The organism is Pseudomonas arsenicoxydans (assembly GCF_006438915.1).
GTDB classification, from domain to species: Bacteria; Pseudomonadota; Gammaproteobacteria; order Pseudomonadales; family Pseudomonadaceae; genus Aquipseudomonas; species Aquipseudomonas arsenicoxydans_A.
The window spans coordinates 118,246-140,840 of sequence record NZ_RCZE01000003.1 but is presented as its reverse complement, the minus strand read 5'-3'; the positions used below and the strand labels follow the sequence as shown (position 1 = coordinate 140,840).

Here is a 22,595-nt window from a genome sequence, read left to right as displayed (position 1 = left end):
AGAGCAGGATGAAATTCAGTGAACAATGGCTGCGTGGCTGGGTAAGCCCGCAGGTAAGTCGCGACGAGCTGGTAGCTCGTCTGTCGATGGCCGGTCTTGAGGTCGATAGCGTTACGCTGGCCGCCGGCGAATTCACCGGTGTAGTGGTGGGCGAGGTGCTGAGCACCGAGCAGCACCCGGACGCTGACAAGCTGCGTGTGTGCCAGGTCAGCAATGGCTCGGAGACCTTCCAGGTCGTCTGCGGTGCGCCAAACGTGCGTCCGGGCCTGAAGATCCCGTTCGCCATGATCGGTGCCGAGCTGCCGGGCGACTTCAAAATCAAGAAAGCCAAGCTGCGTGGCGTTGAGTCCAACGGCATGCTGTGCTCGCAAGCCGAGCTGCAAGTGGGCGAAGGCAACGATGGCCTGATGGAGTTGCCGGTCGATGCGCCGGTCGGTCAGGACATTCGTGAATACCTGAGCCTGGACGACGCCAGCATCGAGGTCGACTTGACCCCGAACCGCGGCGACTGTCTGTCCCTCGCCGGTCTGGCCCGTGAAGTCGGCGCGCTGTACGCCGCCACCGTCACCCGCCCGGTCGTTGCCACTGTTCCAGCCGTGCACGACGAAGTGCGTTCGGTTGAAGTGCTGGCGCCAGCCGCTTGCCCGCGGTACCTGGGTCGTGTGATCCGTAACGTCGATCTGTCCAAGCCTACGCCGCTGTGGATGGTTGAGCGCCTGCGTCGTTCCGAAGTGCGCAGCATCGACGCGGCTGTCGACATCACCAACTACGTGATGCTGGAACTGGGTCAACCGCTGCACGCCTTCGATCTCGCCGAAATCAACGGTGGCATCCGCGTGCGCATGGCCGAAGAAGGCGAGAAGCTGGTGCTGCTCGACGGCCAGGAAGTCACCCTGCGTAGTGATACGCTGGTGATCGCCGACCACACCCGCGCTCTGGCTATCGCCGGCGTCATGGGTGGCGAGCACAGTGGTGTGAACACTGCGACCACTCGCGATGTTTTCCTTGAAAGCGCGTTCTTCGATCAGATCGCCGTCGCTGGCAAGGCCCGTTCCTATGGCCTGCACACCGACGCCTCGCACCGCTACGAGCGTGGCGTGGACTGGCAACTGGCCCGTGAAGCCATGGAGCGCGCCACTGGCCTGCTGCTGGAGATCACTGGCGGTGAAGCCGGCCCGATCATCGAAACCGTCAGCGAACAGCATCTGCCGAAGATTGCTCCAGTGACGTTGCGCGCACAGCGCATCACCCAAATGCTGGGCATGGAAATGGATTCGGCCGAAGTCGAGCGTCTGCTCAACGCTTTGGGCCTGACCGTTTCCGCCGATGGGGCAGGGCAGTGGCGCGTTGAAGTGCCAAGCCACCGCTTCGACATCAGCCTGGAAGTCGATCTGATCGAAGAGCTGGCCCGTCTGTACGGTTACAACCGTCTGCCGGTTCGCTACCCGCAAGCTCGCTTGGCGCCACAAGCCAAGGCTGAAGCGCGCAGCGAGCTGCCTGAACTGCGTCGCCTGTTGGTCGCCCGTGGTTACCAGGAAGCGATCACCTACAGCTTCATCGATCCGAAACAATTCGAGCTGTTTAATCCGGGTGTGGAGCCGCTGCTGCTGGCCAACCCGATTTCGAACGACATGGCGGCCATGCGTTCGTCCTTGTGGCCTGGTCTGGTCAAGGCGCTCCAGCACAACCTGAACCGCCAACAGGATCGCGTCCGTCTCTTCGAAAGCGGCCTGCGCTTCGTCGGTCAACTCGAAGGCCTGAAGCAAGAGCCAATGCTGGCCGGTGTGGTGTGCGGTAGTCGTCTGCCGGAAGGCTGGGCTCAGGGTCGCGATGTCGTGGACTTCTTCGACGTCAAGGCTGACGTGGAAGCGGTGCTGGGCTTCGCTGGCGCGCTGGACTCGTTCATTTTCGTGCCGGGCAAACACCCAGCGCTGCACCCGGGTCAAACCGCGCGCATCGAACGTGAAGGCCGTCTGGTCGGTTTTGTCGGCGCCATTCACCCCGAATTGTCGAAAACCCTCGGCCTCGACCGTCCGGTCTTCGTATTCGAGCTGGTTCTGGCGGAAGTGGCGTTGGGCAAAATGCCTAAATTCCAGGAGTTATCGCGCTTTCCTGAAGTGCGTCGTGACCTTGCACTGATCGCCGAAAAAGACGTCGCAGCCAGCGCCGTACTGGACGTAATCCGTGAAAATGCAGGGGAATGGCTGACGGACCTCAGGCTATTTGACGTGTATCAGGGTAAAGGCATTGATCCTGATAGAAAAAGCCTCGCAGTCGGCTTGACCTGGCAGCATCCATCGCGCACTCTTAATGACGATGAGGTGAATACCACGACGCAAAATATCCTCACCTCGCTCGAACAAAGGTTGAACGCCACGTTAAGGAAGTGACGTATGGGGGCTCTGACGAAAGCTGAGATGGCGGAACGTCTGTATGAAGAGCTGGGCCTGAATAAACGGGAGGCCAAGGAATTGGTCGAACTGTTTTTTGAAGAAATCAGGCACGCTCTTGAAGACAACGAACAAGTCAAATTGTCCGGTTTCGGCAATTTCGACCTTCGGGACAAACGCCAGCGGCCTGGCCGCAATCCGAAAACGGGGGAAGAAATCCCGATCACGGCTCGCCGTGTGGTCACCTTTCGTCCAGGGCAGAAGTTGAAGGCCCGAGTTGAGGCTTATGCTGGAACCAAGTCATAACGACGAGCTCCCCGTCATCCCAGGCAAACGCTACTTCACCATCGGTGAAGTCAGCGAGCTGTGTGCCGTAAAACCGCACGTGCTGCGCTATTGGGAGCAGGAGTTTCCTCAACTCAACCCCGTCAAACGCCGCGGAAACCGCCGGTATTATCAGCGACAAGACGTGCTGATGATCCGGCAGATCCGCGCGCTTCTTTACGATCAAGGGTTCACCATCGGCGGCGCGCGCTTGCGCTTGTCCGGCGATGAAGCCAAAGACGACACCACCCAATACAAACAAATGATTCGGCAGATGATTGCCGAGCTGGAAGATGTGTTGGTGGTTCTCAAGAAATAAATTCCTGCGATTGAATACTTTCAGTTTTCAAAAGCTTGCGATATATTCTTGAGCGTCCTTCGAGAAGATGGACGAGTTTCACGCCTAGTCGGGGCGTAGCGCAGTCCGGTAGCGCACTAGCATGGGGTGCTAGGGGTCGAGTGTTCGAATCACTCCGTCCCGACCATATTTTATAAGGGGATCAAGCACTTAGGTGCTTGGTCCCCTTTTTCGTTTCAGGTCTGCGCAAAACCCGCTCTTGTTCCTGCAGCTCCTTTCAATACCATTGCCATCAGGTCGTTTCCGCCGGAACGGTTGAATGCAGTCCAGTCAACGTACCAGAGTTTCCCTATTTGCTTGCCGGGCACCATCCCGTTGCGGATGTGATTGCGAATTGCCTGGGGCAGGGCGGGGTTCCGACCGCCGACCGGCAGGCTTTATTGTTTAGTGGGAGTCATTCTTAAAAGGTAGAAATTATGGAAAATGCATTTAGAAAAGCCGCTGTTCGTAGTGGGAATGTCACTCTTTGTCTGCGGTTTGAGTGTTGAAAGCCCTGGGCTCTGGATTCCGGGAGCCGCGTTTATTCTGATCGGATGGAGTCAGCGGAGTAAGTGAGCCCCATCGTGACCCCGTGTAAATGAGCCGGGTCATGTAGGCGAGGCCGGTGATAGGGATCATTGCGCCTGCAGAGTGTTGCAGAGCACAACTGAATATCCATCCGGGCTCTGGTCCGCAGCGAGTGCGCCTACCACTCCGATTTCACCCAGGGCTTTGCATGCCTCGGATTCATGGACAATCAGTGCGTGAGATTCGGCACTGGCCCAGATGTGCAAAGCCGGTTCCGCTTGATCCGCAGTCCGACCGTTTGCTGCACGAATCGGCATCTTCTTTCGCGGCATTGAGGTAGTCCCGCGTCCGACAGTCAGGGCCGATATGTGTTTCGTCTTGCGGATCCCAGCCCTCGCCAGATCCGGCATCAAACAACGGGAAACGCTTTTGTTCGTTTCACAGGTGATTGGGGCCATTTCTGGGAGGCTCTGGCGTTGCATGCATGGTTCACGCAAGCAGTATTTGCCTACCTTAGAGGAGGTTGGGTCGCCATTTGGCCTGGCGGTCTATCTAAAGACGCGAATCCCATAGGCAGAGTGCTCTTGGCTGCAACAGCGTTTGCGTTTTACCTATTGGTGTTCAGCTACGACGGTCTTAAGCACGAAGACTCAATCTATGAAAGAAGAGCCTCGGACTGGAGCATGCCCACACGGGAGGAGATCGGCCGTACGGCAGAGTGACGCTAATTCACTTCAAAGCCGCATCGGCTTTTCTGTGGCCACTACCTGTCCTTTGCCGCTATAGCGGCTGACCTTTAAGGGGGAGATACTCGTTTTCTGCCACTGGAGGGGGGCGTTGATGGTGGCGGCTGACTTTGAAGGGGGGCGGTTACTACGCTTTGTTCAGCGCGGCCTTATATTGCAGCGGACCCCAGCCGGAGAATGTACCTACAGGCCACGAAGGAGATTCTGACGTGCGGGTGCAAGCGGTTAGAACAACATGGCTCTCGATAGGCGCTTGAGCATAGCCCGTACCAACGAGGAAACATTTCCGTTCAAGCGCCCCCCATACAACACCCGTTGGCGTTTTTTGAGCGGCAGGGTATTGTCAGAACGTTTCCTTGGCGTTGATTTCCCTCTAAATCCTGTGCCATTGAGCAACGATTACCGAGCCCGGCAGTTTCAATTCCAAAGTACCAGAGAACTGATCGTCGATAGCTTTGAGCAGGCCTTGAGCAGGTGTACGACCCAAGCTGATGGGCTTGAGTCCGGAGCTTGCGAGCATCAGCGCCTTGAGGTCTTTCAATGGGCCTTTAATAGCTTTGGCACTCGACAGATCCTTGGTGTGCAGCAAGTCTGGGGAGGCGAAAAACTCCGCATTTTCCAGACCCGCGGCCGTCATTTGTTCCTGGTTGTCCGGATCAATTTCCGCGTAATGCGTTGCACCTGCAAGGAACTTTCGGTTCGCTACCTCGCCATCGATTGCCAAGAGAAAGAAGGTAAACGCCGTATTGCCCAGGCGCACCCAATCATCCTGGTTGGTGTTGCTGCCCTGGGTTCTTTGCAAAGTTTTAATTTTGCGGTACACCAGTTCAAAGTTCGAAGAAATAGTGTTGAACGGTGGGGGGCCGTCTTTTGACGTGGTGTAGTGGCGGAGGGTGAACTTCTTGTCCGCAACTTTTAAAAGCTCGGCGTCGGTCGCCTTCTTGTTGCTGAATTTCAGGTTGTCATCCGTGACCGAATGCATGATTTCGAACGGCTGAGTCCGGTCCTGTGGCTGATAGTTCGCCTGGTGCCGTTCATACAATTCCAGTGCCGAAGCCGGTTTTTGCGAAGAAGATGCTTCACTGGGTCGAGGAGTCGTGCAAGGGCCTTGGTGATATGTTCCGCACGCGGAGCAGGTCCTGGGGACTGAAAACGGCACAGGTTTTGGGGCGATGGCGGGCGCTGCTCGAGGGGACGGTACCAATGTGCTTGGTGAAGACGCCTGGGAGCTTTCGATCGGGGGAAAAACCTTGCTGCTCCTGCGTTTTTGACCCGCGGGCGGCGTGTTGGGGCTTGCAGGAGACGGGACGTTGGGCATGGGGCCTTTGCCTGCATTCGATCCGGAGTTTTTCAGCATATTAGACCTCTACACATTATTCTTCGGCAGGATTGGCAATCGAGACTTAAACATTCTTTGAAAGGTGCGATAAGCTCCCGCCCGTAGCCAGTATCCCAACAATAAATAAATAACGGCATCCTTTGCCGCAATCTGCCAGAAGACGCTTAACTTGTTGGTCAGATAGCCCTTTATCAACACTAGCCCTGACATACCAATCAACATCCAGAGAGACGTTGCTGCAGTAGCCTTCCCAGTCGTCGAATGACTGCCCGCTAACCCATAACCGATTGCTATAGCAAAAGGGAGTAGAAGGCTTTCTTGGCTGAATATAAAGCCAAATATTAAACTCAGAGCACCCAGGCTAAACCATGTAGAAGGTTGAACGGCGATTTGTCCCCCTGTCGACCGTTCATATTTACTCTGCAGACGTTCAAGATATAAAAGCGCAAAACCCAAGCCAATCCCCGCGAGTACATCTGAAGCAAAGTGGACCCCCAACCAGACTCTTGCCGCAGCCGTCCATAGAGCTAACGTTAGTGCGATAAGCGCACCATATCTCAATGGAATTCGCGATGTAGACCATAAGGCCAGTGCGCCGAAAAAAAACATTGCGCTGAATGCGTGCCCGCTGGGCATACCAAATCCAGAAGCGCCATCCAGGCTCAGATGTGGTAAGTAGTTGAAGGGTCTGGCCATGGCCACCATTGGTTTGAGAATCTGGGTCAATAGTGTCACCAGCATTAAGCCTAGCAGCATCCGGTGCAGGTAGCGCCAGCCGAACAAACAGACTATGAGGGGTAGACATAATACATAGAACCACGTTTCGCCAAGGAAGTTTCCAGCTCGAAAGAATACTCCCCACTCGGACGTCTTCGTCGCTAGTTTATTCATCCATATAAGCTCAAGCGCTTGGACGTGTGGCAATCCATCGGAAAAATAATCGACTTCCTCCGTTAAACTGTTCTGCCAGGCATCGCTGAATTCGAGTAATCTGCGAACTTGTTCAGGGAATCTAAGCTTTAGTGCTTCAATTTCCGTTGCATGAAAAAGACCAGCCTGGATTGTTTCTCGCCCGAGGTGTGGGGCATTTAGTATGTTGACTCTATTGGCAGAAACTTGGAGTGGCTGTTCGGTCCTGCATATGAACAGCTGAATTTTCTGCTCCCCTATGTCGATCGGTCCAACGATATTCACCTTTAATCCCGTTTCTTCGAGCGTTTCTCGTTGCGCGGTTTGTTCCGGGGTTTCGCCTTCTTCTGCATAGCCAGCTGGTAGAGACCATTTGTTACCTGGGCCGCCTTGTACCAACAAAATTCGGTCTTGCGAGCTGATCACGCAGCCTGCGGGTTTGTTCGACAAAACGGTAGCTTGAGCTATGTCATGGAACAGCAGGATGGATAATATGAAGAGAACCGAGGTTAACGATATTTTTCTCATTGTATGTCCTGAAGAAGATATGCCTGCTCTGCACCACTTTGCACAACATTAGGCCGATCTAACTGGTTAAAGTGGCTTTTTTATGCATCGGGTCGCTTAAGTCAAGCCCCGGTATGAGCGTCATCGCCGTACACTTGGCCTTCCCTATGACGCAGCAAATTGACTGACCTGAGTCACTTCCCCTTTCCCTGTGGCAAGCACTTCAGAGAGCAAACGATAGATGGCTGCATTCCTGCTTTTTCTTGCGGAGCAAGGCCAAAAAATCGTACGCAGGCATGGGGCGAGCACATAAATAGCCCTGACCCATGCTGCATCCCAGTTCAATAAGCATCTGACGTTGCTCTTCTGTTTCCACTCCTTCGATCACTACTGACATACCCAATGCCTTTCCCAACGTCAGTGTGCTGGTGATGGCAGCCTGACGATGTGGTTCATCCTTGAGTGCGCGTACAAACTCACTGTCCAGCTTGATTTCGTTGAACGGCAACTGATAAAGGCGCTGTAACGACGAGTAGCCGGAACCGAAGTCGTCTATGGATAATCGGCATCCGAGCATGCGCAGGCGTACCAGGTTCTCAAGCGTCGTAGAGGACATTTCAAGCGTGCTGCGTTCGGTCAATTCGAATGTCAGGCCTGAGCCATGGGCTTTTTGAGTCGCCAGCAACGCCTTGATCCGAGCCCAGAAATCACGATCAGCCAATTGTGAGGCTTCCAGATTGAAGGCGACATTCAGTGAATATCCCTGCTCATGCGCCTTGTGTTGCAACGCCAGCCCTTGATGTAGGAGGGCATCTAAAAGACGGTCAATGAGCCCAAGATGCTTAATTGTCGGCAGGAAGATTGCTGGCGACAGGGCGCCAAGGGTCGGATGAATCCAGCGAGCGAGCACTTCTGCACTCTGGATTGCACCGCTGTTCAAATCGAATTTAGGCTGGAAATACGCCTCGAATTCTTGGTTTTCCAAGGCCTTGTGCACGTCTTGCTGGGTAATCACTGGTTCTGACGTCAGCAGGGGCAGTTCCGCGTTGCGGTTCTTCATGTGTTGAAAAAGTATCGATTTCAGTAACTCGGAGCTCAATGGCTTGCTAATGTCCGCCAACACCTGCAACCCCATGAGCGTGACTAGTTGCCGGATTGTTCGCTTAACAGCGGGGTCAAGAGTGCTAGTCAGAATGACGGCATTTACCTTGCCAGACCGCGCAATCTCTTGAAGAAAATTCAGGCCGTCCATATTGGCCGTGTGCAGGTCACAGAGTGCTACGTCCACAGATCCCTCGCGCCTTAGAACTTCTAGCGCGCCGCGCCCGTCTGCCGCACAGAAGACCTCTTCGCAACCTAGCTGCTGCAACCTGCTCACTGCGACTGAGCGCTGTAAACAATGGTTCTCTAGTACCAGAATGCGTAACGGGGGTGTTGGCATGTCTCTGCTCGAATAGAGATAAGGACCGTCATTTTTGAGTGATAGCCCTCTGCTTACTATAAGAATTGTCTCAAATCAGTAGGGCGAGGCGCCCTGGTTTACTTCACTGGTACGAAAGGGTGAAAGTGGCGCTACTTTCCAGGCTGCCGGCGGTGATCGCGCCGGTTCTGACGTAATTGGCGGTCATCGGGATGCTAATCGTGCCTGTTTGGTTGGCACTGACTTGTATTTGGTTGGTATTCCCTCGCATAGACGAGTCTGGGCCAAAGCCGATTCGCTGGCCGCCGTGAAATATTTGCAGCGCGACGCCGTGGGCGGTGGAAGAGGCGTTGATTCCCAAGGTTGTGGAGGTATTGCCAGCGTTGCTTGCGTCGGTGAGGGTCATGAAGACATTTGATGGCTGAGCGCAATTGAGCACTATCGCGAACGGGGTAGTTCCTGCTGTAGCGCCAATGCTGGGCAGTTGCGCGGATCTCACGGCAGGAAGGGGCACATTGATAAAAGGCGTCACAGTAGAGCAGGTCGTGCCGGTGATAGTTGTGCCGCCCTGATTACTGAATATTGCAAAGTGGGGGCCACGGGTGGGGCGTCCCGAAACAGGGTTCACTCGGATTTCGATAGCTATCTGCGAGATGGCCAGGGTGCCTGTGCCGATAGGGCCGGTCTTGACCAAGGCCATGGCGACTGAGTAATTGTGGAGGCCCGTATCAGTATTCTCCGACAGCGTATTGGACGGCGTTTGTGCGTCATAGCTAATACCGACTCCAGGAATATTGGTGGCGTAGACGCTAACGGAGTTGTTGGGGGAGAAGGGTGGCGATGAAACGGTGACATTCGTTAGCACAGCCCTTCTATCCGGGAAATTTACAATTTTATACCTTCTAATGCCTCTGCACTGAATCGAGCCATCAATGCTGACCCACGGAGTGAGCAGCGAACCTACGGGCTGGTCACGAGGTGGCGAGAGCGTGCTGGGAAAAGGAATATTTCTATTGGATCCGATGTGAGAGCAATTCAGATCGTTTGCCCATGCCATGCTGAATGGGCTGAACAGAAATGCCGCCAATATCAATAGCCACAAGGCACGACTGGCCTTACAGGATCTTGAATGGCGGGGTAAGTTAGCTGTGTTCATCTCTATGAGTCTCTGGAAAGTCGAGCCAAATGGAAGGCCGTTTGGGGAGTTTCAAAGTGCAGCACTTAATCTTTGCAAGTTAGTTTTATCGTTTGCAGCCGTGATGAGGCTTCTCCTTTTTCGCGCGGCTTTAACCGGTAGGGCATGTTGCACTGGCTGAGTTCCTTGCTGTTGGAGCTGATACGCAAAGTGCCTTGATCACCGGCGAGCCGGGCAAAGATTTGCCCGCCCTGGCCTACCGCGCCCACTTCCTGTCCTTTTTCATCGTAGACACCGGCACCGAAAGGCAATGGCTTGCCATCGGCCTGGCGGGCGTTGATCAGCAATGCACGACCTGAAACGGTGTTGAATTTGGCCATGATGATTGAGCCGCTACGTGGCACGACTTCCTGGCTGGTATTTTGCAATTCGACATCGTCACCGATGCCTTTCGGGTCAAGCTCCAGGTTGTTCACTCGGTATGGGTTCAGGTAAGGCACTACAGCCTGACCGTGACGGTCGAGTTTTACCCCTGTCGCATTGGTGAGCTTTGCACCGGCGGCATCTGGAGCAACGACGATGGCAATGGAATCGCCCAATGGCTGACCAAAGGTGATGCCGGCCGGGTGCACGACGATCGAACCGCTCGCGCCCATGGAGGTCTGCTGGAAATCGGTACCCTTGCTGAGTGAGGCGCTGAGGTTGGCCGCGGACGTATGGAACTGGGTGTTACCGCTGACGTTAGTCGTGTTGTCGCCATTGCCGGGGCGGTTGTTGCTGGTGGTGATGCCGTAGCTCAGTGCCTGGTCTTCACCACGGCTTCCGCTGAGGGTGGTTTGCAGGTTCTCACTGCCATCGGTTCTGGAGGTGGCGCTGGCAGTCAGGTAAGGCCGATTGCGGGAACTTGAGGGCCCCAGGGGAACGGACACGTTGACCATATATTCGGTAGTGTCGTTACCGAACATGTCCTGGGTGCTCGAGGCGCTCACGCCGACACTGCCCCAGTTCAACGATTGACTGAAGCCAGCCTGGTACTGCTTGTCGGTGCCTGAACTGTTCCAGTAGCTCTGTACCGAACTGTTGAGGTAAAGGTGCGAATGGCTGCCCAGGTTCTGGCTGATGTTCAGCTGTACCCTGCCGCGCATGTGACGGATCGAGTCAACACTGCCTTGGTTATCGCCGAACTCTTTTAATTGGTCTTGGGCATTGAGCGCCTCGGTAATGCCAAAGTAGCCCGTGTCGGAGTGACGGTAAGCGGCCACGGTCAAATGGGTGCCGGTGCTTTGCAGAATCTTGTTGTACGTTACACGCGCCGACTGGCCGGCGAAGGTCGTGCCTTCCAGTTCGGTTTGCGAGGTAGTGATGTCGGTACCGAATGCGCCGTATTGGCTGTTTAGTACGCCGCCGAGGATGGCCGTGTTGTAACCCTCGGCGGCGGAGAAGCCGGTATAGCTGGTGATGAGGTTACTCAGGCCACGCTGGTAAGTGCCCTGCACGATCAGCGGCTTACTGCCATAAGGCAGTTCGCGAGCCTGGCCGACGGTCGCCGTGTAGCGAGAACTGCCTTCGCGCAGGGAGCGACTGACGGACGAAAGCGGCACGGTGAAGTGTTTTTCCTGGCCGTCGGCTTCCTTCACGGTGACATCAAGGTTAACGGCGCCGCTGGTGGGGTTGAGGTCGGTAATCGTGAAGGCACCGGGCGCAACGGTAGTCTCCTGAATGATGAAACCGTTCTGGCGAATGGTGATGAGGGCGTTGGTTGAAGCAGTACCCCGGATGACGGGTGCATAGCCACGCTGGGAGTCCGGCAGCATGCGATCATCGGTGGCCAGGCGCAGGCCCCGGGTTGCCACCGTGTCGAACAGTTCACCATCGGTAAAGGAGTCGCCCAGTGTCACCTGCGAGCGGAGGGTGTCGATGTCCCGGTGCGCATAACGGGTGAAGGTCTGGAAGTTACCGCCGGTTTTTTTGTTCCAATTCAGTGTCGACCGCTGGCGCAAACGCCAATCGCCGACATTGACGCCCACGTTAATGTTGGCGTAGGCGGTATTGTTCTGGTTGCCGTGGCTGGTGGCCTGGTATGCATTGACGTTGTAGTCGACGAACGCTGCGTTTACCCCACGATTCCAGCGCTTAGGGCTGACATAACCGCGCGGACGATTGAGTAGGGCAGCCTGCGGAACGCTGAGATCAAGCCGCTGATCAGCACTGTCATAGCGATAGGTAGCGTTGGGAATGAAGCTGAGCAGATCGTGTGTCGCCGCACCGTTGTCGACACTGCCTTGCAATGTTTCGGTATCGACGCCGATTTTTTCCAGCAATTCGAGGGACGGGGCAGGCTTGGCTTGGACAGCTGATGCGCCGGGGACGAAAGTGATGTCATGGCGTCCGGCGGGAGTGTTATTGAGGCTGACGTCGACGCTGTAGGTACCAGGTTCGACCGGATTGCCCTCGTTGTAACGCTCGACATTCAGTGACTGGGCGCCCGCGCCCCAAAGCATGCTGGTATCGAAGCTGGCGAGCTTCTTCGACGTATGCTGATTTTCCACGGCGTTGACGGTGGTGGTCAGGCCGGTGGTGGCGAGAATCATGGCGCCGGTGAACGGCTTCAAGCAAGCGCGAGCGTTAAAAAGGCCGCTGCTGATATTGAGACCGGGCTTGCGACGCTTGATCATGTTTAGAGGTTCTGTATACAAGATTCAATAGCTGGCGCCACGTTCTCGGGGCTTTTTGAGACAGTCGAGAGCGTCACGGGAACTGATAAGTTCGTGATCTGAATGACATGTTCTGGATTATTTTTCTGACTGATATTTACGACTTGAATCACACGGCCAGCATACTAACCGTGCTTTTTACGGTGCCAAGGGCAGCGTGACAGCGTTGATTCCGCCATAATCATTGATCGCGGAAAACTTCATTTGCTTGCTCTCTGATGCATCAACGGCACCCTTGAGTGGCAGTGTCTTATGCTCCCCAGGCGCGAACATGCTGTTTATCAGGTCCAGCTCTGCGCTGGCGCTACCTACCTTGATCGAACTCAGACTTAGATAATACGGCGTCGGATTGTTTCCTTCCAAAGCCCAGGTTCCCGCATTTTTGGTCAGTCGCCATTGCATTTTCTGCGCAGCCTGCGCCGTATCGAGCTGCAGCGCGACCGGACGATAGAAGAGTTTGACCCTGCTGCGAAAGGCAATCTTTAGCTTGTTCTGTCCATCATCGGAAGAGGGCGGAACTTCCAGCACGTTCAGCCAGAAAATCGACTCCTTGTCCTGCGGCAAACTTTCCTGGCCGGTGAAGCGCACCCGCAATGTCTGCCCTTTGCGGCTCTCGATCCGGGCAATAGGTGGTGTTAGAACAAAAGGCGCCCTGGCAGTATCTGGCGTGGCACGAGCGTCACCGTCGTCGATCCAGGATTGAACCAGCAGAGGGGACTCGCCGTTGTTATCCAGTTTGACGCTGATTTCCTTTTGATCAGAAGGGTAGATCACCCGAGTGCCGTTGATTACGATGGCCGCTTGAGTTTGGGGTGCGAACAGACAGCAAGCCAGGACCAACCCGGAAAGCACGCACCGAGAGAAGATAAAAGGTTTCATTGCAAATCATCCAGGATGAAGGGTTTCGCTGTCGATCTGGCGGATCGCTAAAGTGCTCCGCGGGCATGAGGGTTAGAAATAGACGACTGAGTAGGTAACGCTAGAAACCACGGTGCCTGACCCCGGAGTTGTACTGGTAGCGAAGTATTTGACGGTGTAAGGCATGGTGATGCCGTGAGGATTCGCCTGGCTGGTGGTTCTATACTGGCTAATTGGCCTTGCACCAAGGCTGAACGGTGTATTACTGCCCTCGGTGTAAATCGCTAGCTGTACGTTGGTGGCGGTACCAGTGTTATTCAAGCGACCATCTACATTGACGGTAACGCCTGGCTCGAAATGCACGGCAACACCGTTTCCAGCGGCGTTGCTACCGTTGCATCCGGCCAACGTAATATTGAATGGGGTATCGCCCGCAGTGGCACCGATACTGGTTAGATCCGTCTTTCTGATGGTTGGCAGGGTAACGGTCGCATCGGCGGTTACGGTACAGGTGATGTCTTTGATCTCACCCCTGAAATTGATGGTGCCGTCGGCAGCCTGGGTCGGCAAAGCGAATACAACAGTCAGGCCAACGGTAGCGGTCAGAAAACGTTTGAACATGGCTTCACCGGATGTTGATGTTGATGAGTATAAGATTTCTCATGCGGGTTATTTCTAATCTGCATGAGAGGTGGGTGGCTGTGTTTAGTGCAACAGTCGCCAAGGTACGGAGAAATTCTGGCTTAAAATATAAGACAATTCTCAAATGTAATTTTGTCGCCGTTGTCGTTACGGTGTGAGTGCTTGCTCTTTGCAATATTCAGGGGGCTATTGGCTATGGGGAGGTGCCAGTGGTAAATACAATCACTCCACTATTTATTCCGATGGATGCGGATAGTTGCATTGAAACTTCAACTCTGTGTTGCGAGTGGGGTGTAACGATGTTGATTATCACTCCGGCAGAGCCGGGATTTCTGTCAGCAAATTCTTCAAGATTTTGCATCTCAGTATATAATGCTCAGGGCCTTTTAATTTTGACTCGCTGAGCAGTTTGTACGCGCTAAGAGGTCAGGCGAAGCTACCCGAGGTGAGCTAGGGGATGGGCCTTCTTCAGCAGCATTCTAGAGAATTCAAAAAATGAAATGGTCGAATCTGGCGCCTTTGCGCGTCGCGCTGCTGGATGATCATGCGCTCATCCGCCATGGCTTCATGCTGCATATTGCTGAAGAGCGGGACATAGAAGTTGTCGGCGCCTTTGGGAGCAGCAGGGAAATGCTGGCAAGTCTGCGTAGCGTTTCAGTGGATGTCCTGGTCATGGATTACTCTTTACAACAGACGGATCTGGATGGTTTGAATCTGATCCGGCTGCTACGGATACGCTTTCCAGACATTCGAATACTGGTGTTTTCCTCTACGGAGTCGCCATCGACAATCGCACTGAGTTTGCGTGCTGGCGTTCGAGGTTTTCTTGGTAAGTCCGAGGATCTTGTTGAACTGGTGCGAGCAGTTCGTACGGTAGCCCATGAGAAAATTTATCTGAGTGACGCAGTGGCGTTAGAGCTTGGTTTTGCACCTGGGTCCCAGCAACTACTAGACGAGCATGTTGCAGCAGAGGGAACTGTGCAGGAAAAAACACGGCTCTCTCCTCGAGAAGAGGAGGTCATTCGCTGCTGTCTGGTCGGCATGTCAGTCTCCCAGATTGCACTCAAGTTCAATCGCAGTCGCAAGACAATCAGCGGCCAAAAGCAGACCGCCTTTCGCAAGCTTGGAGTGAGCAGCGAAATTGAACTTTATAAAATTCGAAGTGAATTGGGCGTCGATTGATGCTGCGTTGCCTCTGGTTTTTTGGTTGCGTGACGATGTTCTGGCACGCCAGTGCCTGGAGTCACCAAAATGATTTGTTCACGAAACAGGAGCGTGCCTGGATTGCTGAGCATCCTGTAATAACGACCGGAGTCGATCCGGACTGGCACCCCTTGGAGTACTTGGAAGGTGGCAGATATAAGGGCGTAGTGATCGAATACGTCAAGGCAGTTTCCAGGATTTCCGGGATTGAGTTTCAATGGGTTCCTATTGTTGACTGGAGTAAGGGGCGAGAAGCGTTTCTTGAGGGGCGAATCCAGTTGATGCCCGCTCTTGTGCAAGATCTTGAGGCGCCCGAGTTGCGTGGTAAGGTCAGTTACACGCATCCTTACTTTGCTGACTCAGTCATGGTGGTGACCAAGGGTGTGGTACCTATTATTTTTAACTCCAGGCAACTTTCCGGAAAAAAAGTAGCTGTGAAGGGGGGGCGGGCAATTGGGCAGGCGCTTAGCTTTCACCCGGACATACAAACAGTTACGGTCGACACAGTTGGGCAGGCGCTTGCATTAGTTGCAGATGGAACCGTTTATGCCGCTATGGGTGCTGAGTCGGTGATAATGCCAGAGTTACGTCGCCACTATTTCGGCGTACTAAACGTTGCAGGTTCCCTTGTGGACGTCCCGGTAACAGCTAGTATGGGTGTACTTAAAGACAATAAAATATTACTTTCAATCATCGACAAATCGCTCTCGTCGTTATCCGCTCGCGAAACAGATAGAATCATGACGGAGTTTTCGGAATCGACTGACTACGGAGCCCCTTCGCTGTCGACGATTACGCAGTTCTATAAATGGGAGGGGGTGGCTTTTTTAACGGGTCTGTTGATTATTAGTTTCCTTGCATTAACCGCCTTTCGCGCCGAGCGCCGTGCCACTCGCAGTGAGAAAGAAAAGAGTATGTTTCTGGCGGTGATGAGTCATGAGGTCCGAACGCCAATGAATTCCATTCTGGCATCCGTTGAGCTTTTGGCCCGGGCGAAGCTTTCCACTGAAGATAAAAGGTTGGCCAAGGTTGCCGTCAGCAGTGCGACGACACTTATTGAGTTGCTCAATGACGTGTTGGATTACTCCAAGATGGAGGCCAATAAACTGGCCTTGAGTCTTCATCGTGTCGATGTCGAATTTTTGATCCGCGAGACCGTCAGTATGGTTGAGGCTCGTGCTCATGAAAAAGCTCTTTGCCTTGGGGTTGAATTTTCGGGGCTAAAAGATATTTGGCCCGTTATCGATTCTCATCGGGTGCGACAGATACTCATCAACCTGCTATCGAATGCCATAAAGTTTACCGAGAATGGACGCATCGACGTTTTTGCGACGTTAAGCGCTGAACCCCACGATAAGACTCGTGGCATGCTGCGTTTCAAGGTGAAGGACACCGGGATTGGCATGTACAAAAAACAGCAGAACAAGCTGTTCAAAGCATTTACGCAAGCCGATGAAACAATTACCCGTAAGTTTGGTGGTACGGGGCTGGGTCTCACCATATGCAAAGATCTGGTGGCGCTAATGGGCGGCTACATTGTGATGGAAAGTGAAGCGGGCGTAGGCACTACAGTGGAGGTCATTCTGCCCGTTCAGCTTCAAGGGTGTAGTGAAGCTTTAGGTCGTTATGAAGACTTTGAAATGCTTGAACTTAAAACTCACGCAAACGGTGCATCTGGAGCATTGAGGATATTGGTTGTGGAAGACCATCCGGAAAGCCAGTTTGTGATTGAGCGCCAGTTGAATACCTTCGGCTGCAAAGTGACCAAGGCTGAGACCGGGTTAGCCGGCCTTGATGAGGCTCGGGCTCATGTGTTTGATCTGATGTTGCTTGATTGCAATCTGTCGGACATGGATGGTTATGCTGTTGCTGCAAAAATTCGCGAAGCAGAAGTATCGTCTGGTTCTCACTTGCCGATTATCGCCATTTCCGCAATGGTAGGTCCTGAGCATTCCAAGGCCTGCTTTGATGCAGGCATAGACGGCGTGCTCACAAAGCCATTGCGTCTTCAGGAGCTGCAGGAAATTATCGAGATGTGGTGCAGCGTTTCGCCCAGCGAAACCAACGTGCCCAAGTTACCAATGAAAGATGAGGCTCAACTACAGAAGTTGTTCCATAAGAGCATGCGTGTCGATCTTGAGCAGCTTCGTGCTGCAGCACTGATCAACGATTGGCGACAGGTAGAGCGGTTGGCTCATCGGATCCTGGGTGGGGCTTTAATTGTAAAGGCTCAGTCGATCACTGCGGCTTGTAGAGATCTTGAGAAAAGGGCCAGCACAGGCCGCTCAGAAAGTATTATCAAATCCATTCAGCATCTTGATGAGGTAATTATCCAGGCAGAATCGGAGTGGTAATACTGGATGTGTTCGTGCTCCTCAACACGCCTCGAAACCACCTGAAAATGTTGTACCGGGACACGAACTGACCTGCGCCAAATACCATATTTCAAAAGGGGATCAAGCCATTCAAGTTTGATCCCCTTTCTCGTTTCATACACTCAATCTCTCTGCCTTCAGACTATCGACGTACCGGATATCAGCATTGCGTCGATCATCACCCGCAGGGTTGCCGGCACTTCGATGACTACGTCGAAGCTGTGAACTGGGCTCAGGATTTCGCCAAACAGAACCGTGCCTTGATGATGCAAGCAGTGATTCAAGCGACACGAAAAGTGATCAGCAAGCCCTTTGACGTCGTGCTGGAAACGGTGAACTGCCACCACAACTACGTGCAGAAAGAGCGGCACTTTGGTCAGGACGCTCTGGTAACTCGCAAGGGTGCTGTGTCGGCGAAGAAGGGGGAGCCAGGGATTATTCCGGGATCGATGGGGGCGAAGAGCTTTATCGTTCGTGGACTCGGCAACGAGGAATCGTTCAGCTCGTGCAGCCACGGTGCCGTCCGCATGGCTTTCTTACCCTGCACGTCGGATACCAACACCCAACTGTCATGAATGAAAAGCCATTGTCGTCTGATGAGAAGCGTCTCGTCAGACTGCGTCCTACAGTCCAATCAGCGCAAATCGACGCTGCACAGATTGGAGAATAAGAAAACATGGCCAGAGCCGTACGCTTCTACGAAACCGGTGATCCCGACGTTCTACGCTATGAAGAGGTCGACGTCGGCGAACCTGGTCCGGGCCAAGTCCGTCTTCGTCATGTGGCGGTCGGCCTGAACTATGCCGACACCTATTTTCGCAATGGCACCTACCCGATCCCGATGCCTAATGGCATGGGGGTTGAAGCCTCCGGTGTGGTCCAGGCCATTGGCGAGGGGGTTACCAATGTCCGTGTGGGTGATCGCGTCACCTATACCGGTTTTCTCAATACATTGGGGGCCTACAGCACCGAGCGTCTGATCCCGGCCGCGCCGCTGATCAAACTGCCGGAAACCATCAGTTTCGAGACCGCCGCGGCCATGACCATGCGCGGCCTGACGTCGTCGTACCTGATGCGGCGCATTTACGATTTCAAGGCCGGCGACAGCATTCTGCTGCACGCCGCTGCTGGTGGCGTGGGCCTGATCGTTTCGCAGTGGGCCAAGCTGCTCGGCCTGACCGTCATCGGCACCGTGTCCACCGAGGTCAAGGGTGAAATTGCCCGGGCCCATGGCTGCGACCATGTCATCAATTACAGCCACGAAGATGTCGCCCAGCGCGTGCGCGAGCTGACTGACGGTGTGGGGGTCAACGTGGTGTTCGACAGCGTCGGCAAGAACACCTTCATGGGTTCGCTGGATTCGCTCAAGCGTCGTGGCCTGATGGTGTGCGTCGGCACGGCATCCGGTCCGATCCCGGCCTTGGATCCGGTACTGCTGGCAATGAAAGGCTCGCTGTTCATGACCCGTCCGGCCCTGGCCGACTACATCGCCGACCCGGCGGAAAAAGCCGCCCTGGCCGGCGAATTGTTCGACCACGTTGGCAGTGGCCGGATCAAGATCGAGATCAACCAGCACTACGCTTTGCAGGATGCCGTCCAGGCCCATCGCGACCTGGAATCACGCAAGACCACGGGCTCGTCGATTTTTGTCATTTAAGGGAGTCGTCTGCCATGAAAGTCGAACAATTGACCTGCAGCATTGGCGCCGAACTGATCGGCGTCAATCTCGCCGACGCGGTCCATGACGACGGTCTTTTTGCCGAGATTCGTGCTCAGCTGCTCAAGCATCGAGTGGTGTTCCTGCGGGATCAGGACATCACTCGCGCCGAGCACGTGGCCTTCGCTCGACGCTTTGGTGAGTTGGAAGATCATCCGGTGGTTGGCAGTGATCCGGATCATCCAGGGCTGGTGCGCATCTACAAGAACCCGGACCAGCCGCTAGACCGCTACGAAAACGCCTGGCACACCGACGCGACCTGGCGCGAAGCGCCGCCGATGGGCTGCGTACTGCGCTGTGTAGAGTGCCCGCCGGTGGGCGGCGACACCATGTGGGCCAACATGGTCGAGGCCTACGCGCGCTTGCCGGAGGACGTGAAGGTGAAGATTGCCGACCTGCGTGCCCGCCACAGCATCGAAGCGAGTTTCGGTGCCGCCATGCCGATCGAAAAGCGTCTGGCGCTCAAGGCGATGTACCCGGATGACCACCGCCCGGATAAGCGCCCGAATACCATGCTCGGACACACTGCTCACCGATGTCCGCCCGAGTGCCGGGTATAGGTCCTTGTTAAAGCGGCGCTGCAATTCAGCATTGCCGTCTTTGCGCGCCACGCCATCCAACAGCCACGCCTTGGCCAGATCTTGGACGGTCAGCGTTTGCACCTTCGTCGTTTTTACTTGTTCAGCCTCTACGTTAGCAACGGCGTATGCCTATGCCTTGGCGGTTTTCTTTTGCTCGTTGGGATTGATCTGCTCATCGATGAGCGCACGTGCCTGCTTGCGTGCTTTACGGATGTCCGTCAGGGATTTGCGCGGCCAGGAGCCGCAGGAGTACTCTTTGTTCTGATCGCCCCACCGATAGCGATAGAAAAAGCTGACCGACACGCCGTCCTTACGGATTGAGATTCGACCGGCGAGATTGCCGTCCTCCCTGAGGATCCGGCCGGCATCATCGGCGGTCAGCGACTCGAGTTCTTTGATGGTGATTTTGGCCATAAAATGAGTTCTCCCTACTTTTCCCCCCACAAAAACGTCGGCTCTTGATGGGCGTTACTGGACTCTCGTAGAGCAGATCACCGCTGGAACTCAAGTAAATACTAGCTTAGAAAAATCCAGAGTGAAATTTTCGAAGCTTTCAAGAAGTATGAAAAAGGAGATGGGGTGCTAGGGGTCGAGTGTTCGAATCACTCCGTCCCGACCATTATTCCTGAGTAAAATCAGACACTTGAGCCGATCAGTTAGATCGGCTTTTTTGTGCCTGCGTAAAACCGGTGCAAAGGTGCCAGATCCGCTGCTAACTCACAGATCTTCCTGCCGCGCGGGTCCTGTATTGGCTTGACGAAGCTGCTCAATAATCCTGCGCGCCCGATTAGCACCAACATCGACATGTATATCAATCATCGGACGCATGCCAAACCGGCACATGTTCTGGTACTGGGCTTCGATCACTTCCTTGTCTTCATCAAACGTCATAACCGTTTGCTCAACGACCTTGGCCTTGATGGCTTCAGGATCGCTTTCGGGGTTGGTGGCAATGGTCCAGAAGTAGTGACTGCTGGTTTCGGTTTCTGGCGTTACCCCGTGGAATCCACGCATATGGAAACCACCACGATCGGGGTCATCCAGGGCATCGGTTCCGGCATCCACTGCACCGGTCCAGATACGCAGATGACTGACGTGAAATTCGATCTCCTGCCAACGGTCCACGGTGCCTTTGAAAGGGTAGGCGGCCGTGTAGGTGGGGGGTGGAACCGAGCCGGGCATGTGGCGCACGACCCGCACCACGTTACCTTCACTTTCCACACTCATCCGCGCATTCATATGGATGCTGGCGTTACCACCGATGGTGCGCAGGTGGACATAACCCAGATGACTCAAGTCCATGAGGTTGTCGTGGATTAACTGATAAGGCGCGTCGTAGTGGTACACGTCGCCGTCGAACAAGTACTTGCCATTGCTGTGAACAGGGTAGGTCGGCGGCTCGCAGTTCGGCTCCGGTTGAACCTCGCTGCCAAACCAGATCCAGACGATTTGGTCCTGCTCACGCACGTGATACGCGGGCACTTTGGCTTTGCTCGGTATCTTGTCCTGGCCCGGGATTTCGACGCATTTGCCGCGTTCATCGAACAGCAGGCCGTGGTAGCCACAACGTATGCCAGTGGCTTCGAGCGTGCCGTTCGACAGTGGCAGCGCTCTATGGCAGCAGCGGTCTTCCAGCGCGGCGACCTCGCCGTTGGCTTTGCGAAACATTACGACAGGCTTGTTGAGCAGTGTCCGGCCGACGGGTTTGTCCTTCAACTCCCATCCCAGGGCTGCAACGTACCACTGGTTGAGGGGGAAGCTGGGTAAGGCCGGCGCCGGAATTTCTTCGGCAAGCGTCTGGAAAGTGGATGTGTTCATGGTGTTCTCCATGTTGTTGTTTGAGTTCACAGATCAAGAACCAGGCGTGATGATTTGGCGCGCGAGCAGCAGGGGGTAAAGCGGTCGTTTGCGGCGTGTTCGGCCAGGGTCAGGAACTGGTCCCGATGTTCCGGGATGCCCTTGAGTACACGGGTTACGCAGGTGCCGCAGACGCCTTGCTCGCAGGATGACTCGATCGCTATGCCGGCCTCGTCGAGCACTTCAAACACCGTACGTTCGGCAGGAATCTGAAAAACCTGTCCAGTGCTTGCCAGCTCGACTTCGAAGGGCGCATTGGCGCTTTGATCGATAGGGTCTGCGGCGAAGAACTCTTTGTGTACCTGGTTCTGCGACCAGCCAGCGCTTTGCGCCGAATCGAGGATGTAGTTCATGAAACCCGCCGGCCCGCAGACATAGAGATGGGTGCCAGCCTCTGGGGTTGCCAGCAGGGCCGACGCGTCCAGCTTCTGTCGTTGAGCGCCGCTGTCGTCATGAAACTTGATGCGACCGGCGAATGGGGTGTGCGCCAGCATCGCCACGAACGCTGCGCGTTCACTGGATCGAAAGCAGTAGTGCAACTCGAAGTCGGCCCCTTGATGTGAAAGCTCATAGGCCATGGCCAGCATGGGCGTGATGCCGATACCGCCGCCGAACAGCAGGTGGCGGTTGGCTGAGCGATCAAGCGGGAAAAGGTTGCGCGGTGTGCTGATGGTGAGCGTTTGTCCTGACCGTACCTGCTCGTGCATGGCTTTAGAGCCGCCACGGGAGCTGGGGTCCTTGAGCACGCTGATCAAGTAACGATGGCGCTCCTTGGGATCGTTGCACAAGGAGTATTGCCGGGTGAGACCCTCGGCGATGTGGATGTCGATGTGGGCGCCGGCCTCGAACGCCGGTAGCGCACTGCCGTCTGCTGCACATAGTTCGAAACTACAGATGCCTTCGGCTTCATCTGCTTTGCGGGTGACGTTGACTTGAAGCATGACGTGTCCCTCCACACTGAAGTGGCTGCTGAAAAAAAGCATGAGTCAGAGCGTTAGTTGAGGACGTGTCAG

Annotated in this window: 15 protein-coding genes, 1 tRNA gene and 3 pseudogenes; 9 read left to right on the top strand and 10 right to left on the bottom strand. The window is 54.7% G+C overall.

The window, feature by feature from the left end; all coding sequences use genetic code 11:
• Positions 1 to 8 precede the first annotated feature (8 nt).
• From pheT to EAH78_RS07230, 4 genes are all read left to right on the top strand, one after another.
• Positions 9 to 2,390 carry a phenylalanine--tRNA ligase subunit beta gene (pheT, locus tag EAH78_RS07245; RefSeq protein ID WP_140666984.1) on the top strand — a complete coding sequence of 794 codons (2,382 nt, stop codon included), beginning with the start codon at positions 9 to 11 and terminating at the stop codon, positions 2,388 to 2,390.
• 3 nt (positions 2,391 to 2,393) lie between these two features.
• Complete coding sequence (ihfA, locus tag EAH78_RS07240) at positions 2,394 to 2,696, top strand: integration host factor subunit alpha (RefSeq protein ID WP_002553164.1); 303 nt, start codon at positions 2,394 to 2,396, stop codon at positions 2,694 to 2,696.
• The gene (locus EAH78_RS07235; RefSeq protein ID WP_003179985.1) at positions 2,677 to 3,033 is read left to right on the top strand and encodes a MerR family transcriptional regulator; all 357 of its coding nucleotides are present in this window, start codon (positions 2,677 to 2,679) and stop codon (positions 3,031 to 3,033) included. Before ihfA ends, EAH78_RS07235 begins: the two co-directional genes overlap by 20 nt.
• An 89-nt stretch (positions 3,034 to 3,122) precedes the next feature.
• Positions 3,123 to 3,199: transfer RNA gene (locus EAH78_RS07230), tRNA-Pro, on the top strand.
• Positions 3,200 to 4,698: 1,499 nt separating this feature from the next.
• On the opposite strand, the gene EAH78_RS07220 is transcribed toward EAH78_RS07230, so the two are convergent.
• The 7 genes from EAH78_RS07220 to EAH78_RS07190 form a co-directional block, all read right to left on the bottom strand.
• On the bottom strand, positions 4,699 to 5,307 hold the full coding sequence (locus EAH78_RS07220) for a hypothetical protein (RefSeq protein ID WP_140666983.1): 609 nt from the start codon (positions 5,305 to 5,307) through the stop codon (positions 4,699 to 4,701).
• 384 nt (positions 5,308 to 5,691) lie between these two features.
• Positions 5,692 to 7,101 carry a bifunctional NUDIX hydrolase/phosphatase PAP2 family protein gene (locus tag EAH78_RS07215; protein WP_140666982.1) on the bottom strand — a complete coding sequence of 470 codons (1,410 nt, stop codon included), beginning with the start codon at positions 7,099 to 7,101 and terminating at the stop codon, positions 5,692 to 5,694.
• Between the two features lie 202 nt (positions 7,102 to 7,303).
• On the bottom strand, positions 7,304 to 8,521 hold the full coding sequence (locus EAH78_RS07210; RefSeq protein ID WP_140666981.1) for an EAL domain-containing response regulator: 1,218 nt from the start codon (positions 8,519 to 8,521) through the stop codon (positions 7,304 to 7,306).
• A 103-nt stretch (positions 8,522 to 8,624) separates the two neighbouring features.
• Complete coding sequence (locus EAH78_RS07205; protein ID WP_140666980.1) at positions 8,625 to 9,656, bottom strand: fimbrial protein; 1,032 nt, start codon at positions 9,654 to 9,656, stop codon at positions 8,625 to 8,627.
• 65 nt (positions 9,657 to 9,721) lie between these two features.
• On the bottom strand, positions 9,722 to 12,310 hold the full coding sequence (locus EAH78_RS07200) for a fimbria/pilus outer membrane usher protein (RefSeq protein ID WP_140666979.1): 2,589 nt from the start codon (positions 12,308 to 12,310) through the stop codon (positions 9,722 to 9,724).
• A gap of 177 nt (positions 12,311 to 12,487) precedes the next feature.
• Positions 12,488 to 13,228 (bottom strand): fimbria/pilus periplasmic chaperone, encoded by a 741-nt coding sequence (locus tag EAH78_RS07195; RefSeq protein ID WP_140666978.1) that lies wholly within the window; start codon positions 13,226 to 13,228, stop codon positions 12,488 to 12,490.
• Positions 13,229 to 13,300: 72 nt separating this feature from the next.
• Positions 13,301 to 13,828: a fimbrial protein gene (locus tag EAH78_RS07190; RefSeq protein ID WP_140666977.1), complete on the bottom strand. Its 528-nt coding sequence runs from the start codon at positions 13,826 to 13,828 to the stop codon at positions 13,301 to 13,303.
• A gap of 516 nt (positions 13,829 to 14,344) precedes the next feature.
• On the opposite strand from EAH78_RS07190, the gene EAH78_RS07185 reads away from it, so the two are divergent.
• From EAH78_RS07185 to EAH78_RS07165, 5 genes and pseudogenes are all read left to right on the top strand, one after another.
• Complete coding sequence (locus EAH78_RS07185) at positions 14,345 to 15,031, top strand: response regulator transcription factor (protein WP_140666976.1); 687 nt, start codon at positions 14,345 to 14,347, stop codon at positions 15,029 to 15,031.
• Positions 15,031 to 17,406 (top strand): ATP-binding protein, encoded by a 2,376-nt coding sequence (locus tag EAH78_RS07180; RefSeq protein ID WP_140666975.1) that lies wholly within the window; start codon positions 15,031 to 15,033, stop codon positions 17,404 to 17,406. The genes EAH78_RS07185 and EAH78_RS07180 overlap by 1 nt, the downstream gene beginning before the upstream one ends.
• A gap of 206 nt (positions 17,407 to 17,612) precedes the next feature.
• Positions 17,613 to 17,954 (top strand): annotated as a pseudogene (locus tag EAH78_RS07175) (RtcB family protein); the annotation flags it as partial.
• A 149-nt stretch (positions 17,955 to 18,103) separates the two neighbouring features.
• Positions 18,104 to 19,084 (top strand): quinone oxidoreductase family protein, encoded by a 981-nt coding sequence (locus tag EAH78_RS07170; protein WP_140666974.1) that lies wholly within the window; start codon positions 18,104 to 18,106, stop codon positions 19,082 to 19,084.
• A gap of 14 nt (positions 19,085 to 19,098) precedes the next feature.
• Positions 19,099 to 19,665: pseudogene (locus EAH78_RS07165) on the top strand (TauD/TfdA dioxygenase family protein); the annotation flags it as partial.
• Here the strand turns inward: EAH78_RS07165 and EAH78_RS07160 are convergent.
• The 3 genes and pseudogenes from EAH78_RS07160 to EAH78_RS07150 all read right to left on the bottom strand — a co-directional run.
• Positions 19,612 to 20,139 (bottom strand): annotated as a pseudogene (locus EAH78_RS07160) (integrase arm-type DNA-binding domain-containing protein); the annotation flags it as partial. The pseudogenes EAH78_RS07165 and EAH78_RS07160 sit on opposite strands and share 54 nt — an antisense overlap.
• A 303-nt stretch (positions 20,140 to 20,442) precedes the next feature.
• On the bottom strand, positions 20,443 to 21,543 hold the full coding sequence (locus EAH78_RS07155; RefSeq protein ID WP_140666973.1) for an aromatic ring-hydroxylating dioxygenase subunit alpha: 1,101 nt from the start codon (positions 21,541 to 21,543) through the stop codon (positions 20,443 to 20,445).
• Between the two features lie 26 nt (positions 21,544 to 21,569).
• Positions 21,570 to 22,523: a PDR/VanB family oxidoreductase gene (locus EAH78_RS07150; RefSeq protein ID WP_140666972.1), complete on the bottom strand. Its 954-nt coding sequence runs from the start codon at positions 22,521 to 22,523 to the stop codon at positions 21,570 to 21,572.
• Between the last annotated feature and the right edge of the window lie 72 nt (positions 22,524 to 22,595).

Coding starts and splice junctions, on each gene's coding strand:
- pheT (WP_140666984.1), top strand. CDS start 9: ATGAAATTCAGTGAACAATGGCTGCGTGGCTGGGTAAGCCCGCAGGTA.
- ihfA (WP_002553164.1), top strand. CDS start 2,394: ATGGGGGCTCTGACGAAAGCTGAGATGGCGGAACGTCTGTATGAAGAG.
- EAH78_RS07235 (WP_003179985.1), top strand. CDS start 2,677: ATGCTGGAACCAAGTCATAACGACGAGCTCCCCGTCATCCCAGGCAAA.
- EAH78_RS07220 (WP_140666983.1), bottom strand. CDS start 5,307: ATGCATTCGGTCACGGATGACAACCTGAAATTCAGCAACAAGAAGGCG.
- EAH78_RS07215 (WP_140666982.1), bottom strand. CDS start 7,101: ATGAGAAAAATATCGTTAACCTCGGTTCTCTTCATATTATCCATCCTG.
- EAH78_RS07210 (WP_140666981.1), bottom strand. CDS start 8,521: ATGCCAACACCCCCGTTACGCATTCTGGTACTAGAGAACCATTGTTTA.
- EAH78_RS07205 (WP_140666980.1), bottom strand. CDS start 9,656: ATGAACACAGCTAACTTACCCCGCCATTCAAGATCCTGTAAGGCCAGT.
- EAH78_RS07200 (WP_140666979.1), bottom strand. CDS start 12,310: ATGATCAAGCGTCGCAAGCCCGGTCTCAATATCAGCAGCGGCCTTTTT.
- EAH78_RS07195 (WP_140666978.1), bottom strand. CDS start 13,228: ATGAAACCTTTTATCTTCTCTCGGTGCGTGCTTTCCGGGTTGGTCCTG.
- EAH78_RS07190 (WP_140666977.1), bottom strand. CDS start 13,828: ATGTTCAAACGTTTTCTGACCGCTACCGTTGGCCTGACTGTTGTATTC.
- EAH78_RS07185 (WP_140666976.1), top strand. CDS start 14,345: ATGAAATGGTCGAATCTGGCGCCTTTGCGCGTCGCGCTGCTGGATGAT.
- EAH78_RS07180 (WP_140666975.1), top strand. CDS start 15,031: ATGCTGCGTTGCCTCTGGTTTTTTGGTTGCGTGACGATGTTCTGGCAC.
- EAH78_RS07170 (WP_140666974.1), top strand. CDS start 18,104: ATGGCCAGAGCCGTACGCTTCTACGAAACCGGTGATCCCGACGTTCTA.
- EAH78_RS07155 (WP_140666973.1), bottom strand. CDS start 21,543: ATGAACACATCCACTTTCCAGACGCTTGCCGAAGAAATTCCGGCGCCG.
- EAH78_RS07150 (WP_140666972.1), bottom strand. CDS start 22,523: ATGCTTCAAGTCAACGTCACCCGCAAAGCAGATGAAGCCGAAGGCATC.